The following is a 13,868-nucleotide window of genomic DNA, read 5'->3' on the forward strand; positions in this document are numbered from 1 at the left end:
GCCAGAAAGCCCAGCTCGCGAGACCAGTCAGACCAAGTCCACCCCAGACGCTCTAGACGCAACCTCAATCCAACCCCAGGAGGGCGCTCAGCGCCCGACGGCAGGGCGGCGGAGGAGGCGCGGAGCGCCGATTTCCGCCGAACGCCCTACAAGGAGATTCGCCCACGATGGTCGAGATCTACTACGACGACGACGCCAACCTCGACGACCTGACCGACCGGAAGGTCGCGATCATCGGGTACGGCAGCCAGGGCCACGCGCACGCGCTGAACCTGCGGGACTCGGGCGTCGACGTCCGCGTCGGCCTGCCGGAGACCAGCAAGAGCCGGGCGAAGGCACAGGAGGAGGGCCTGCGGGTCGTCACTCCGTTCGAGGCCGCCGCCGAGGCCGACATCATCATGATCCTCGCCCCGGACACCGCGCACCGGAAGATCTACGCCGAGTCGATCCTGCCGAACCTCAAGGCGGGCGACGCGCTGGCCTTCGGCCACGGCTTCAACATCCGCTACAACCTGATCAGCCCGCCCGAGGGCGTCGACGTCTTCATGATCGCCCCCAAGGGCCCGGGCCACCTCGTCCGCCGGGTGTTCCAGGAGGGCAAGGGCGTGCCCTGCCTCGTCGCGGTCGAGACCGACGCGACCGGCAGGGCCCTCGCGACCGCGCTCGCCTACGCCAAGGGCATCGGCGGCACCCGCGCCGGCACGCTGCGCACGACCTTCACCGAGGAGACCGAGACCGACCTGTTCGGCGAGCAGGCCGTCCTGTGCGGCGGCGCGTCCGCCCTGGTCCAGGCCGGGTTCGAGACGCTCGTCGAGGCCGGCTACCAGCCGGAGATCGCCTACTTCGAGTGCCTGCACGAGCTGAAGCTCATCGTCGACCTGATGTACGAGGGCGGCATCTCCCAGATGCGCTACTCGATCTCCGACACCGCCGAGTACGGCGACGTCACCCGGGGACCGCGGGTCGTCACCCCGGCCGTGAAGGCCGAGATGCGCAAGATCCTGGACGAGATCCAGGACGGCACGTTCGCGCGCGAGTGGGTCGCTGAGGACGACAACGGCCGGCCGAACTTCACCAAGCTCGTCGAGGAGGGCAAGTCCCACCCCATCGAGAAGGTCGGCTCGAAGCTGCGCTCCATGATGTCCTGGATCGCCAAGTAGACACTAGGCGAAGCCGGCGGCGGCGCGAGCCGCCGCCGGCCGCCCGGCAGCGCCATGATCGTCGCCAAAACCCGCCTTTATCGAAGCTCTGCGCGCACCTCGTCGAACCGGGTCAGTATCCGGTCAAGACTGGGGCTACGACCGCGAGCGAGCGCGATGTCCATTCTGCCTGCGAGGCGCGGCTGCCAGGTTGGCTTCACATACTTCGCCGGGGCCAGCGCCTTCTTGATCGCATTCACCGGCTCCTGACTGTTCGGAAAGACGAGTCCCGGCACGGCGAGCGTCTCCGCGGAAGCGACCGGCCATTCCTCCAAGGTCGGCTCGGCGAGAGCCACGAAAACCGGTCCCGCGCAGAACTTGCTCGCCCGCGCTAAAATCGTCGGCCCGAGTTGGCAGGACGGATCCCGGTCCGCGTCGAGGACGACCATTACGGCGCGACACCCGGGACGGGAGGCGGCTACCGCAACTTTTCCCTCGACGCCGTTCGCCATCAGAGCCTTGTCCCGGCCGTTGCACGCCACGGGCTTGCCCAGGGTCGGACGGTACTCTCCGGCCGGCTCCAAGTGCCGGCGCAACAGGACAGGGAGCGCTACCGCGTCACCCGGCCCTTCGACGACCAGCCCGACGTGGGGAGCATTCAGCAGCGAACTCATGCGACGGCCGGGTCGAGGGAGTCGACACGGAGAAGCTCCCCAGGAGTTATGAGGCCGCTGCGAACCGTCTCCCGGGTGTGCTCGGCCACAGGGGCAATGTGCGAGGCATTGCCATCGCTCCAGACGACGCGAAGAGCCTCGATCCCGAGGCTGTCCACGATGTCCGCACTGTGCGTCGTCAGCAGAACCTGGGTGGTGTCAGAGTGTTGACGCAGTACGTCGACCAGTGTCTGAAGCGCCCCCAGGTGGATGGCAACCTCGGGCTCCTCCACCACGAGGAGGCTGGGCTGCTGAGCCTGCAGCGCGAGCAGTATGCCGAATGCCCGTAGCGTCCCGTCGGACATGTACCGCGCCAGGAAGCGACGATTTCGACCTTCGCCGGACCCCTGGAGAAAGGCGAGCGTCAGCCTGTCCGCAAAACGTTCGACCTCGACCTTCTGGATTCCAGGAACGATAGCGGCCAGTTCATCGACGAGTTCGCGGCGCCGCCGTGTTTCAAGCGTGTCATAGACACCAACCGCGTTGGATCCGTCGGGTTCGAACGTGTTGGTCGATGAGGCCTCCTGAAATTCTGCGACGCGCGCCGGATTGATCTCGACGATTTGGAGCCCCGCGAGCACGGTCTGCGCCATCGTTGCGGCGCGCGAAAGCCCGAGCGGAAGAATGCTCTGTCCTCTGTCGACTGGCAGGTCGACCTCAAAATCCCGCGTCTCTACGCCGTCGGATTGCTCGACGATCCGAGTGCGGTCGCCGAGTCGATCGAAAGACCACGCAACACTTCGCCCCGAGAAGAGGTTGATTCTGGCTCGTTCTTCCTTGACCTCGTACCGCTTGCCGCTGAGAGCTCGTAGCCGAAGCTCGTAGAAGGAGCCCTCAAGGTCATCGCCAAATGAGAAGTCAATGCGGATCGAGGGGTCATAGGGATGGCCGTGGCTGCGATGACGGAGCTGGTCAAAGCCACCGCGACGCGAGATCGAGGCAGGCAGGCCAACGATCGCCACGTCCCGCAGGAGCTTGATCCCCGCGACGGCGTTGGACTTCCCGCTGGCATTGGGACCGACGAGCGCGACGAGATCTCCCAGGTCCAGCGTCGCGTCCCGGTAACTGAGGAAGTTGTTCAGTCGCAGCTTCAGGATCCGGGCCCGCGTCCTGACTCGCGGCGCATCCTCGTCGGCCATGCTCACCAGCGTAGACCCAGGGGCGGACGATAGATCCGTCCGGCGAGGATGGCCGCCTGGCTCCGTTCAGGCTTGAGCGTTCGGCGGGCACAGGGTCGTGCCACGGCGAGCGTCCACCGGCGAGTGACTCTCTGTGCGGCAGTGATCGTCAACACGCATCTTTGTGGCCCGAATCACTGGATGCACCGATAGGCTCCTGGCCGCCGGAAGCGTCTGCCTGGTGTGGCCGGAGCGGCGACAGCGCGCGTGGACCGCGGCGGCGCCGCGGATCTGTGCGTCTCAATGAGGAGATCCCAGTGCCCGTCGTACTCGTAGCCGAGGAGCTCTCACCGGCTGGCCTGGCGGTGTTGTCCGGCGACTTCGAGCTCCGCCACGTGAACGGGGCCGACCGCGCCGCCCTGCTGCCCGCGCTCGCCGACGTGGACGCGGTGATCGTCCGGTCCGCGACGAAGATCGACGCCGACGCGCTGGCCGCCGCGCCGCGGCTCAAGGTCGTCGCCCGCGCCGGCATCGGTCTCGACAACGTCGACATCCCGGCCGCCACCACCCGCGGCGTCATGGTCGTCAACGCGCCCCAATCGAACATCGTGAGCGCCGCCGAGCACGCGATCGCGCTGCTGCTCGCCGTCGCCCGCCGGGTTCCGGCCGCGGACCAGTCGCTGCAGAACGGCGAGTGGAACCGGGCGAAGTACACCGGCGTCGAGCTCACGGAGAAGGTCGCGGGCGTCGTCGGCCTCGGCCGGATCGGCCAGCTGGTCGCGGCGCGGCTCGCGGCCTTCGGCATGACGATCGTCGCCTACGACCCCTACCTCGCGCCGGCCCGGGCCGCGCAGATGGGCGTGCGTCTGGTCGACCTGGACGAGCTGCTCCGGGTCAGCGACGCCATCACGATCCACCTGCCGAAGACCAAGGAGACCCTGGGCCTGATCGGCGCGGACGAGCTGGCGAAGACGAGGAAGGGCGTCATCATCGTCAACGCCGCCCGCGGCGGGCTGGTCGTCGAGGACGCGCTGGCGGACGCGATCCGCTCCGGCCAGGTCGGCGGCGCGGGCATCGACGTCTTCGTCAAGGAGCCGGCCACCGCATCGCCGCTGTTCGGGCTGGAGAACGTCGTCGTCACCCCGCACCTGGGCGCCTCCACGCACGAGGCACAGGAGAAGGCCGGTCTCGCGGTCGCCCGCTCGGTGCGGCTCGCGCTGCAGGGCGAGTTCGTCCCGGACGCGGTCAACGTGCAGGCCGGCGGCGTGGTCGCCGAGGACGTCCGGCCCGGTCTTCCGCTGGCGGAGAAGCTCGGCCAGGTGTTCACCGGTATCGCCGGCGGGCTGCCCGAGAACCTGACCGTCGAGGTCCGCGGCGAGATCACCGAGTTCGACGTTTCCGTGCTGCAGCTCGCGGCGCTCAAGGGCGTGTTCCACGACGTCGTCGAGGAGCAGGTCACCTATGTGAACGCGCCGCTGCTGGCCAAGGAGCGACACGTCGAGGTGGCGTTGGAAACGCACCGGGAAAGCCCGGACTACCGCAACCTCGTCACCCTGCGTGGAGCGCTCGCCGACGGGACCGTGGTCTCGATCGCCGGCACGCTGGTCGGGACCAGGCAGGTCGAGAAGATCACCGCGATCGACGGCTTCGAAGTGGACCTGAAGCCGGAGGCGCACCTGGCGTTCTTCCGGTACGAGGACCGGCCTGGCATCGTCGGCGCGGTCGGCGAGCTGCTCGGCGACGCGAACATCAACATCGCCAGCGCCCAGGTCAGCCGGCTCGCTGTGGGCGGCCCGGCGCTGATGTCGCTCTCGCTCGACGACGCCGTCCCGGCCGACATCCTGCAGGAGATCGCCAAGATCATCGGTGCGCCGTACGCCCGGGCCGTCAGCGTCAGCGTCGGTTAGCAGGTCCGACCGCTATCGCCACCGGAGCTGGCGCGTCGCGACAGGGCCGGCCGCACGGAAGGGCGTCGCGGCCGCAGCCTGGCGGGGCCGGCGAGCACACCGTGTGCCGGCTCCTGCCGGGCCGCCGGTGGCCCCTTGTTGCCCTGGTGCCGTCCGATACGGACAACCCGGCATAGCGCGAACCGAGTGTCACCCCGACCGCCCGCCGCCTCATACCACGCGTCAGCGAGAAGTCACCGGGCGTCCCAGTTTTGCGGGATTGGAACCCCGAAGCGGTCCAGTCGACCCCGGACCGTGGGGTATTCGTTGTCGTCTATCCGGTCGTTGATGGAAAGACCACCGGGATGGGCCGGCGCGGGTTTACCGTTGCTGCCATGGCGTCGCCGGAACGGGAGCCCGCGGAGCACCGGGACCCCTTCGAGAACCTGCGCCTGGACGAGGGGTTCGTCCGGGCCGCGCGGTTCATCGAGCCGTCCGCCGCCGACCGCGGCCGGACGGGCGACCGGCGCGGCCCGGGCCGTTGCCAGGTGGTGCCCGCGAACCGGCGCCTGCCCGCCAGCATGCACAGGATGGTCTGGGCGCCAGGGCCTGGGCCGCGGCGGCGCCGGGTCGCGCGAGTCGTCGCCTTCGTCGCGGTGCTCGCCGGAGTCATCAGCATCGTCGTGACGCTGCGACACACGACCAACCGCACGCCTGCGACCACCCCGACCGCGACCGGCTCGGGCCGGGCCACCACGACGTCCGCGCCCCTCGCGCTGCGCACGGCCAGCGGCTACCAGGTGTCCTCGACGCTGCTGCCGACGCTGAAGGCCGGTGACTGCGTCACCTGGGCGCTGCGCCCGGGCTCCACCGGCGCGATGGTCGTCTCGTGCGACACACCACACCGTGCCGAGGTAATCAAGATAATCCGCCTCGGCGGTCAGGTGCCCGGCGACAGTTGGCCGGGATCCGCGGCCTTGGACAGCCTCGCGGCGACGCAGTGCGCCGACGCCTTCATGACCTACACCAGTCATGCCCGGCCCGACCTGGCCGTTGTCTCCAGCGCGCTGGAGCCCAGCCCCGACGGCTGGACCTCCGGCGAACAACAGCTGGCCTGTACAGCCCAGCTCCCCAACCGCGCCATGATCGGCGGATCGCTCGGCAGTCTCGCCACACCCGCCTGACGCCAGGCCAGCCCTGCGGTGAGGGCGAGCACTCCGACCCGACCGTGACGCGACATGCGGCGAGCCGCTACCCAACGTAAGTTACTGCCGTCGGCATCCCCGGGCCAGAACCGTTTGGCGGACTGCCCGGGCGCGAGCCGTGACGGCGATCGGGGGGGTGGCGCCGTGCCTTTGACTCCAGGCGGTTTCACAGCGATGGGCGGCAGGGGCCGGCGGCGCCGGGGATCACGGCGCGGTGTCGCGTTGGCCGTGGCCGTGCTCGTGCTGCTCGGCGCCGGGGCCGGCGGCGGGTTCCTCTGGAAGACCGAGCGTGACCGCAGTGCCGCCGACCGGGCCGTCCGCGACGTCGCGCTGGCCTACCTCGGGTCCTGGCGGGCGATCGACCGGGACGCGCCGGCCGCGGCGCCGTCCCGGGCCGGCGCGGCCGGGGGCGTGGCCGCCCCGTCGGCCACGCCGAGCGCCCCCGTCGCGCCGCACGCGTCCACGGCGCCAGCCTTGTTCGTCGCGGCGGGTTCGGCGCACGGCGGCGGGGGCGCGGGCGCGGGAGCTGGCGCCGCCGGGGTCGCCGCCGTGACCGGGCCGGGCGGCGCGGGCGCGGCCGGGATCGCCGCCGTGACGGTGCCGGGCGACACCGACGTCTCGACCCTGGTCGCCGCGATGACCGACATGCGCGACCGGCTACGCATCATCGACGCGGCCTTCGCCGCCGGCAAGGTTCACCGCTCGGGCACCACCGCGACGGTCCCCTACACCGCGACGCTGCGCCTGGCGGACGAGCCGACGCCGTGGGCCTACCCTGGCCAGCTGTCCCTGACGAAGCTGGGGAACGGGTGGCGGGTCGCGGCGCGGCTCTCCTCCGTACAGCCGGACCTCGCGCCCGGGCTGCGGTTCGACCGGACCGGCTCGACGGCCAGCCGCGGGCTGCTGCTCGACACCGCGGGCCGGCCGCTGACCGAGGACCAGGAGGTCACCGGCAACCTCGTCGGCCAGGTCTCGCCGCCGAGCGGGCTGCAGCGGGCCTACAACGACCGTCTCGAGGCCCGCGGCGGCCAGATCGTGCTGCGCGACGCCGCCGGAAAGACGGTGAAGACACCACAGACCTGGCCGATGGCCAAGGGCGAGACGATCCGGACCTCGATCAACCTGTCGGTGCAGCAGGCCGCCGAAGCCGCGCTGGCCACCTCGCGGTGGCCGGCCGGTGCGCTGGTCGCGATCGACACCCGCACCGGGGGCATCCTCGCGTCGGCGAACCACCCGCTCAACGGCTTCGGCCGGGCGCTGCGCGGTACGTACCCGCCGGGCTCGACCTTCAAGATCGTGACGGCGACGGCGGCGCTGATGAACGGGCGCAATGCCAACACCCAGCTGGACTGCGCGCGGACCATCATGGCCGGCGGGCGATCGTTCTCGAACGCGGAGAACGAGAAGTTCGGGCCGTTGACGCTGCGTGAGGCGTTCGCCCGCAGCTGCAACACGGCATTCATCGGCCTCGCCGAGTCGCTGCCGCCCGGCGCGCTGGCGAAGGCCGCCGCCCTGTACGGCTTCGACGGGGCGCCGCCGCTGCCGATCGCGAGCGTCGGCGGTATCTTCCCGGCCCCCCGGGACGGCGCCGAGCTGGCCTCGTCCGCGATCGGGCAGGGGCGGATCGCCGTGTCGCCGGCGCAGATGGCGAGCGTCGCGGCGGCGGTGGCCAGCGGCACATGGCGCTCGCCGTTCGTCGTCGGCGGCCCGGCCCGGTCCCACCCGCTGCCGGCGAAGATCCTGCCGGACCTGCGTTCGTTCATGCGGGCGGTCGTCACGGACGGGACGGCGGCGCAGGTCCCGTTCCCGGGCGAGGTGTTCGGCAAGACCGGCACGGCAGAGTACACCGCGGGCAACCCGCCGCCGACCCACGCCTGGTTCGTCGGCTACCGGGGCCCGATCGCCTTCGCCGTCCTGGTCGAGGACGGTGGCTTCGGCGCCGAGTCCGCCGCCCCGATCGCCGCCGCCTTCCTCAACGCCCTCGACGGCAACCTCCCGCCCCCGGCCAACCCGGCCACCGCCCCCGCAACGACGGTCGCCGCCCCCGGCTGAGCGCTCAGGGGGCCACGATCTCGACGCTCGGGAAGTAGGTCCGGTAGCGCTTCGCGTCCCGGGTCAGCAGGCGGCACCCGCTGATCGCCGCATGTGCGCCGATGTAGAAGTCCGGGAGCGGGGAGGAGTTCTCCCCGCCTCTCCTTCGGTAGGTCACGAAGGCCTTGCCAGCAAGAAACGCCGCTTCGTAAGGCAAGGGCGCGCGAAGGTAGAGATCGGGGGGCAGCGCGTCATCAAGATCTTCGATCATGGGAAAGCCGACAGACAACTCGGCATAGATCAGAGGATTGATCATGAGCTGTCCATCGGCTGCGGCGCCCGCGAGGGCCTTTGCAGACCAGACGCTCCAGGTCGGATCGTCGGTCGCGATGTCGAGCAGGACATTGCTGTCGACGAGAGTCGTGGTCATGGTTCGCGGGTGAGAGCCAAGATCTCATCGGTGGTCATACCCGCGCGGGCACGGCCTCGCAACAGGGCGACCGCACGCTCGCCCCGGCTTCTCCCGGCCCGCTCGGCCCGAACGAGTCGAACCGCGCCGCCCTCGACCACGAAGTCGACCTCGGTGTCGGGAAGGAATCCAAACCGCTCACGGAGCTCGACTGGGATCGTTACCTGGCCTTTGGCCGTAACCCTCATGACCACCTCCAGAGTCTTACTAGTAAGAGTAATACCTCCCCCGGAGACTCCGTCGTAGATCGCCGAAGCCAAAGGGTCGCGGACAAGACCAACGACCGATCCCGAGGCTCAGGCTTCGATCGGGAGGATCTGGCGGAGTGGGGGGCGCTGGTAGTGGGCCGGGCGGCGGGCCCACTCGCGGGGGTAGCCGAGCGAGACCTCCTCGAAGCGGACACCGTCGTGGACCGTGGTCCGCGGGATGTGCAGGTGGCCGTAGACGGCGGCGGCGGCGCGGAAGCGCAGGTGCCAGTCGGCGGTCAGCTCGGTGCCGCACCACTGGGCGAACTCGGGGTAGCGCAGCACCCGGGTCGGCTCCCGGACCAGCGGGAAGTGGTTGACCAGCAGCGGGCGCGGCCCGGCGGGGTCGAGCGCCTCCAGCCGCTGCTCGGTGAGCGCGACCCGGGATCGGCACCAGTCGTCGATGGCCGGGAACGGGTCCGGGTGCAGCAGGTACTCGTCGGAGCAGACCACGCCGGTCCGGTGGGCGTAGGCGAGCGCCTCGTCCTTCGTCGAGGTGCCCGCCGGGCGGAACGTGTAGTCGTAGAGCAGGAACATCGGCGCGACGACCACCGGCCCGCCGGGGCCGTCCCAGACCGGGTAGGGGTCCTCCGGCGTGAGCACGCCGAGCTCCCGGCAGCTGTCGACCAGGTGCCAGTAGCGGGCGACGCCGCGTAGCTGGACCGGGTCGCGCTTCGGCGTCCACAACTCGTGGTTGCCCGGCACCCAGATGACCTTCGCGAACCTGCCGGCCAGCAGCGTGAGCGCCCACCGGAACTCGGCGACGTACTCGGCGACGTCGCCGACGACGAGCAGCCAGTCGTCGTCCCCGCCCGGCCGCATCGCCTCGACGACGGCCCGGTTCTCCTGGTGACGGACATGCAGGTCGCTGCACGCGAGAAGGGTCTGGGACGCGGCGGCCATTCCTCCGATGCTCGCACAGTTCGCCCCAAGCGGGCCGCCCCCTCCAGGTTGGTGATCTTGTCACGTTCGCCACCAGTCCCGCTCAGCGCGGCACTTCCGCGTCCCCCAGCGCCCTCCCTTGACAAATCGCCTCGCTAGTTACCTACTTAAGTAGGTAACCAACTGAGCAATGAAGGGAGGGGTCTTGCTCGATGAGGGAACACCGCTGTTCGCCCAGATCGCCGAGCGACTGGCCGAGGAGATCGCCGACGGCGCCCTGGCCGAGGGCGGCCGAGTGCCATCGACCAACGAGTTGGCGGCCTTCTACCGGATCAACCCAGCGACGGCGGCGAAGGGGATCAACGTGCTGACCGACGACGGGCTGCTGGAGAAGCGCCGCGGGATCGGCATGTTCGTCGCGGCGGGCGCCCGCGAGCGGCTGATCGAGGAGCGCCGCAAGCGGTTCACGGAGCGCTTCGTCGGGCCGCTGGTGACCGAGGCCAACCGGCTCGGGATCGACGCCGAGACCCTGACCGCCCTGATCCACGAGGCCAGCCACGCACGGGAGGGCGTCACCCCATGACGACGACGATCTCGCTCGCCAGCGTGACCCGGCGCTACCGGGGCCACCTCGCCCTGGACGACGTCACGCTCGATGTCCAGGGCCCGACCATCACCGGGCTGCTGGGGCGCAACGGGGCCGGCAAGACCACGCTGATGCGGATCATCGCCGCCCAGCAGTTCCCGACGGCCGGCCAGGTGCTGGTCCTCGGCGCGAGCCCCGTCGAGAACGACGCCATCCTGCGCCGCATGGTCTTCGTCCGCGAGGACCAGGTCTTCCCCGACATCCGGGTCCGCGACGCGCTGCGAATGGCCCAGGGGTTCTACCCGAACTGGAACGCCGAACTGGCCGAGGACCTGGTCGCCGAGTTCGACCTGCCGGCCCGCCGGCCCGTCAAGCGGCTCTCCCGCGGCATGCGGTCCGCGCTCAGCATCGTGATCGGCCTGGCCGCGCGGACGGAGGTCGTGCTGTTCGACGAGCCCTACGCCGGGCTCGACGCGGTCGCGCGCCAGGTGTTCTACGACCGGCTGCTGCTCGACTACGCCGAGCACCCGCGGACGTTCCTGCTGTCGACCCACCTGGTCGACGAGGTCGCCGGGCTGCTCGACCAGGTTCTGATCATCAACCGCGGCCGGGTCGTCCTGAACGCCGCGGCCGACGAACTGCGTGGCCGCTACACGTCGGTGAGCGGCCCGGCCGCCGCGGTGGCCGAGCTGGTCGCCGGGCGCCCCACCTGGGAGCGTCGCAAGGTCGCGTCGCAGGAGGCCGTCGTCCTCGCCGAGCCGCTCAACGAGGCCGACCGGCTGCGCGCGCAGGAGCTGCACCTGCGGATGGAGCCACTGTCCCTGCAACAGATGCTGGTCGCCGTGTCCGGCCGGGCAGCCGAGGACGCGCTGGAGAGGACGAACGCATGACCACCGCGCGCACCATCGTCAACGTCGCCGAGTACCACCTGGTCCACCGGTTCATCTATCTGGGCATGCCCTGGGCCATCGTGGGGTTCAGCTTCCTCGTCAACCTGGTCGTGTCCACCCAGGTCGAGGGCGTGCGCACCGGCGGGCTGGGCGCGATCTTCGTCTACGTGCTGATCTGCGGCCTTTACAGCACCACGACCTCGCTGCCGTTCGCGCTCGCCCTGGGCCTCAGCCGACGGACCTACTACCTGGGCACGGCCAGCCTCTGGGCCGTCATCGCCGCCGCCGACGGTATCGCGATCACCGGGCTGCAGGCGATCGAGCGGGCCACCGGTGGCTGGGGCGGGCGGCTGTACTTCTTCCGGGTCGGCTACATCCTCGACGGGCCCTGGTACATCACCTGGCTGACGTCGTTCGTGAGCATCGCGATGTTGTTCGCCTACGGCATGTGGTTCGGCATCGTGTTCCGCCGATGGGGCACCCTCGGCTCGCTCGCCTTCGGGGCCACGAAGATCACGGTGGCGGTCGCCGCGGTCCTCGCCGTGACCTGGACGCACGCCTGGGCCGGCGTCGGGGACTTCCTCACCAGCGCCGACGCGCTGGGACTGACCGCGATCCTGGCCGTCGTCGCCGTCGCCCTGCTGGCCGGCGGGTTCACCACGATCCGCCGGGCCACGGTCTGAGCGGGCGGCCCGGCAATGGACACCTCCACAGCACGGCCCCCGGCCGCCCTGCCCCGCTCTCGCGAGGCCGGGCGGCCGGCTGCGTTACGCGGCGCCGAGACGCTCCAGCAGGAGCCCACGGACGGTGGCGGCGTCGGCCTGGCCCTTCATGGCCTTCATGACGGCCCCGACGAGCGGGCCGACGGCGTTGAGCTTTCCGCCACGGACCTTCTCCGCGAGATCCGGCGACGCGGCGATCGCGGTGTCGACGGCGGCGGACAGCGCGGTGTCGTCGGTGACGACCGCGAGCCCACGTGCCGACACGACTTCGTCCGGGTCGCCCTCGCCCGCGAGCACGCCGTCGAAGACCTTGCGGGCCAGCGCGTCGGTGAGGCTGCCGTCGGCGATCAGCTCGATGATCCGGGCCACGTCGACCGGCCGGATCGCCAGGTCCGCCGGCGTCACGCTCTGGTCGGCGGCGCGCCGGGCCAGCTCGTTGAGCCACCACTTGCGGGCCGCCGGGGCTGCGGCGCCCGCCGCGATCGTCTGCTCGACCAGTTCGAGGACGCCCGCGTTGCCCATGTCGATCAGGTCCCGGGGGCTGAAGCCGTGTTCGGCGATCAGCCGGGCCCGGCGCTGCGACGGCAGCTCCGGCAGCGAGGCCCCGACCGCGTCGATGTACTCCCGGGTCAGCGCCAGCGGGGTGAGGTCCGGCTCCGGGAAGTACCGGTAGTCGGTCGCCTCCTCCTTCGACCGGCCGGGCGCCGTGCGGCCCGACGCCTCGTCGAAGTGACGGGTCTCCTGGTGGATCCGCTCCCCGCCGTCCAGCAGGCCCGCCTGGCGGGTGATCTCGTAGCGGACGGCCCGCTCGACCGACCGCAGCGAGTTGAGGTTCTTGGTCTCCGTCCGGGTGCCGAACGGCGCGTCCGGCTCACCGGGAACCGGACGGTGGCGCAGCGAGACGTTCGCGTCGCAGCGCAGCGAGCCCTGCTCCATCCGCACGTCGGACACGGCGAGCTCGCGCAGCAACTCGCGCAGTTCCTCGACGTAGGCGCGGGCGACCTGCGGCGAGCGGACGTCCGGCTCGGTGACGATCTCCACCAGCGGGATTCCGGACCGGTTGTAGTCGACGAGCGAATGGGTCGCGCCGTGGATGCGGCCGGTGGCGCCGCCGACGTGCAACGACTTGCCGGTGTCCTCCTCCAGGTGCACCCGGGTGATGCCGACCCGGTGCACCTCCCCGTCGACCTCGACGGCGAGCCAGCCCCCCGTGCAGAGCGGCTCGTCGTACTGGCTGATCTGGAAGTTCTTCGGCATGTCGGGGTAGAAGTAGTTCTTCCGGGCGAACCGGCACCAGGACGAGATCTCGCAGTTCAGCGCCAGGCCGATCATGACGGCGAACCGGATCGCGGCCTCGTTGACCACCGGCAGTGCGCCGGGCAGTCCCAGACAGACCGGACAGACCTGGCTGTTCGGCGGGGCACCGAACGAGGTCGAGCAGCCACAGAACATCTTCGAGGCAGTGCCGAGCTCGACGTGTGTCTCCAGGCCGATCACCGGCTCGTACCGGGCTATCGCGTCCTCGAACGACGGGCTGGCGATAACGGCGGCCTCCGTGCTCACCGGGACTCCTCTGCGTCCTTGCTGCTGGCTGTGGCTGTAGCTGTAGCTGTGTCGTCGTCGTCGCCAGCGGTGCCTTCGGGACTGGCGCCGTCCTCGTGCGGGGCCGCGTCCTGGCCCGTGAGGTTCTCGGGGCCCGCGGCCGTCCCCGGCGCGTCCGGCTGGCGGGTGTCGCGCACGTGGATGCGGGTGAGGAAGATCGCGGCGATCAGTCCGACCGCCCCCCAGACCAGCAGAATCCCGCTGACCGCGAGCCCGCCGATCACCAGCACGATGACGGTGAACAGCCACAGCACGATCAGCAGCGTCCTGTCCTGCCGCCTGCTGCGCAGCCCAACCATGGTGGTTGTCCTTCCGTCTCGTTCGACTGGCCGGGCCCGTCCTCAGGCTCGGGTGCGCCGACGTCGCGTCCTCGCTGTCTC

At 70.6% G+C, this 13,868-nt stretch carries 14 protein-coding genes; 7 read left to right on the top strand and 7 right to left on the bottom strand.

Annotation, left to right across the window (positions count from 1 at the left end; all coding sequences use genetic code 11):
• Positions 1-167 precede the first annotated feature (167 nt).
• On the top strand, positions 168-1,160 hold the full coding sequence (ilvC, locus tag FRADC12_RS07715; protein WP_045876137.1) for a ketol-acid reductoisomerase: 993 nt from the start codon (positions 168-170) through the stop codon (positions 1,158-1,160).
• 77 nt (positions 1,161-1,237) lie between these two features.
• On the opposite strand, the gene FRADC12_RS07720 is transcribed toward ilvC, so the two are convergent.
• Together FRADC12_RS07720 and FRADC12_RS07725 are read right to left on the bottom strand one after the other, a co-directional pair.
• A complete protein-coding gene (locus FRADC12_RS07720) occupies positions 1,238-1,813 on the bottom strand; it encodes a DUF4276 family protein (protein WP_045876138.1) in 576 nt (191 codons plus the stop codon).
• Positions 1,810-2,991, bottom strand: coding sequence for an AAA family ATPase (locus FRADC12_RS07725; protein ID WP_045876139.1), 1,182 nt, complete (start codon positions 2,989-2,991; stop codon positions 1,810-1,812). Before FRADC12_RS07725 ends, FRADC12_RS07720 begins: the two co-directional genes overlap by 4 nt.
• A 296-nt stretch (positions 2,992-3,287) precedes the next feature.
• Here FRADC12_RS07725 and serA point away from each other — a divergent pair, with 296 nt between their 5' ends.
• The 3 genes from serA to FRADC12_RS07740 all read left to right on the top strand — a co-directional run bounded on the left by serA (position 3,288) and on the right by FRADC12_RS07740 (position 8,113).
• On the top strand, positions 3,288-4,877 hold the full coding sequence (gene serA, locus FRADC12_RS07730; RefSeq protein ID WP_045876140.1) for a phosphoglycerate dehydrogenase: 1,590 nt from the start codon (positions 3,288-3,290) through the stop codon (positions 4,875-4,877).
• A gap of 374 nt (positions 4,878-5,251) precedes the next feature.
• Positions 5,252-6,040, top strand: a complete 789-nt coding sequence (locus FRADC12_RS07735) for a septum formation family protein (protein WP_232303667.1) — start codon at positions 5,252-5,254, stop codon at positions 6,038-6,040.
• A gap of 195 nt (positions 6,041-6,235) precedes the next feature.
• Positions 6,236-8,113: a penicillin-binding transpeptidase domain-containing protein gene (locus tag FRADC12_RS07740; RefSeq protein ID WP_045876142.1), complete on the top strand. Its 1,878-nt coding sequence runs from the start codon at positions 6,236-6,238 to the stop codon at positions 8,111-8,113.
• A gap of 4 nt (positions 8,114-8,117) precedes the next feature.
• Here FRADC12_RS07740 and FRADC12_RS07745 read toward each other — a convergent pair whose 3' ends face one another.
• The 3 genes from FRADC12_RS07745 to FRADC12_RS07755 form a co-directional block, all read right to left on the bottom strand.
• Positions 8,118-8,522: a type II toxin-antitoxin system VapC family toxin gene (locus FRADC12_RS07745; RefSeq protein WP_045876143.1), complete on the bottom strand. Its 405-nt coding sequence runs from the start codon at positions 8,520-8,522 to the stop codon at positions 8,118-8,120.
• Positions 8,519-8,749 carry an AbrB/MazE/SpoVT family DNA-binding domain-containing protein gene (locus FRADC12_RS34250; protein ID WP_045876144.1) on the bottom strand — a complete coding sequence of 77 codons (231 nt, stop codon included), beginning with the start codon at positions 8,747-8,749 and terminating at the stop codon, positions 8,519-8,521. The genes FRADC12_RS07745 and FRADC12_RS34250 overlap by 4 nt, the downstream gene beginning before the upstream one ends.
• Before the next feature lie 108 nt (positions 8,750-8,857).
• Positions 8,858-9,709 carry a metallophosphoesterase family protein gene (locus FRADC12_RS07755; protein WP_045876145.1) on the bottom strand — a complete coding sequence of 284 codons (852 nt, stop codon included), beginning with the start codon at positions 9,707-9,709 and terminating at the stop codon, positions 8,858-8,860.
• A gap of 184 nt (positions 9,710-9,893) precedes the next feature.
• Between FRADC12_RS07755 and FRADC12_RS07760 the strand changes: the two genes are divergently transcribed.
• From FRADC12_RS07760 to FRADC12_RS07770, 3 genes are read left to right on the top strand one after another with little or no spacing between them, the layout of a single operon-like run.
• Positions 9,894-10,271 carry a GntR family transcriptional regulator gene (locus FRADC12_RS07760; protein ID WP_045876146.1) on the top strand — a complete coding sequence of 126 codons (378 nt, stop codon included), beginning with the start codon at positions 9,894-9,896 and terminating at the stop codon, positions 10,269-10,271.
• Positions 10,268-11,164, top strand: coding sequence for an ABC transporter ATP-binding protein (locus FRADC12_RS07765; protein ID WP_045876147.1), 897 nt, complete (start codon positions 10,268-10,270; stop codon positions 11,162-11,164). Before FRADC12_RS07760 ends, FRADC12_RS07765 begins: the two co-directional genes overlap by 4 nt.
• Complete coding sequence (locus tag FRADC12_RS07770; RefSeq protein WP_045876148.1) at positions 11,161-11,847, top strand: hypothetical protein; 687 nt, start codon at positions 11,161-11,163, stop codon at positions 11,845-11,847. The genes FRADC12_RS07765 and FRADC12_RS07770 overlap by 4 nt, the downstream gene beginning before the upstream one ends.
• Before the next feature lie 84 nt (positions 11,848-11,931).
• Here the strand turns inward: FRADC12_RS07770 and gatB are convergent, their stop codons facing one another.
• A complete protein-coding gene (gene gatB, locus FRADC12_RS07775; RefSeq protein WP_045876149.1) occupies positions 11,932-13,449 on the bottom strand; it encodes an Asp-tRNA(Asn)/Glu-tRNA(Gln) amidotransferase subunit GatB in 1,518 nt (505 codons plus the stop codon).
• The gene (locus FRADC12_RS07780; RefSeq protein ID WP_045876150.1) at positions 13,446-13,787 is read right to left on the bottom strand and encodes a hypothetical protein; all 342 of its coding nucleotides are present in this window, start codon (positions 13,785-13,787) and stop codon (positions 13,446-13,448) included. The genes gatB and FRADC12_RS07780 overlap by 4 nt, the downstream gene beginning before the upstream one ends.
• Positions 13,788-13,868 lie beyond the last annotated feature (81 nt).

Source organism: Pseudofrankia sp. DC12, from assembly GCF_000966285.1.
GTDB lineage: Bacteria > Actinomycetota > Actinomycetes > Frankiales > Frankiaceae > Pseudofrankia.